Genomic DNA, 753 nt, shown 5'->3' with positions numbered 1-753 from the left:
AGAGTGAACTAACCATGAGCACACCTGCATACCGCCGTCACGATATTTCCGATCATGTCTGGAATTTACTTGAGCCCCACTTACCGGGTCGAAAAGGCGCTTGGGGACGGGTTGCTGACGATAATCGATTATTTATTAATGCCGTATTTTGGATTTTACGTACGGGGGCACCTTGGCGAGATTTACCGACCGATTACGGTGATTGGAAAAATACGCATCGCCGTTTTTGCCGGTGGCGGGACAAGAGCATATGGGAAGGGTTACTCGAGCAACTCATTACTGAGCCGGATTTTGAGTGGTTAATGATTGATGCAAGCCACATTAAAGTTCATCCCCATGCAGCAGGGGCCAAAGGAGGTAATCAAGATATAGGACGCACAAAAGGGGGCTCAATACAAAGATACACTTGGCCGTGGATGCGCATGGTATGCCGGTCAGAGCGATTATTACAAGTGGTACCACAGCAGATTGTTCACAAGCTGATGACTTGATTGAAGGATTCGATGCCGAACATTTATTAGCGGATCGCGGCTATGACAGTGATGCCATCGCGGAACAAGCGAAAAACCAAGGCATGGAGGTACAAATTCCGAGCCGCAAGAATCGCAAAGTTAAACGAAAATATGATCGTGAACTCTATCGACTCAGGCATTTGGTTGAAAACGCTTTTCTCCATTTGAAACGCTGGCGTGGTATAGCGACCCGTTATGCCAAAAATAGTGCATCGTTTCTTGCCGCAGTCCAAATCCGCTG

The 753-nt window shown here is 47.5% G+C and carries 1 protein-coding gene; it reads left to right on the top strand.

All coding sequences use genetic code 11. From position 1 onward, the window contains the following. Positions 1-14: 14 nt before the first annotated feature. Positions 15-753, top strand: a protein-coding gene (locus Xinn_RS21195; RefSeq protein ID WP_086956864.1) for an IS5 family transposase whose coding sequence is annotated in 2 segments (ribosomal slippage) — positions 15-390 and positions 390-753 — 740 coding nt annotated over the 2 segments. Because the reading frame shifts where the segments join, the coding sequence is not laid out codon by codon here. This gene is flagged as partial in the annotation.

It is taken from the genome of Xenorhabdus innexi (assembly GCF_002632485.1).
GTDB lineage: Bacteria > Pseudomonadota > Gammaproteobacteria > Enterobacterales > Enterobacteriaceae > Xenorhabdus > Xenorhabdus innexi.
This window is presented reverse-complemented; position numbering and strand designations above follow the sequence as displayed.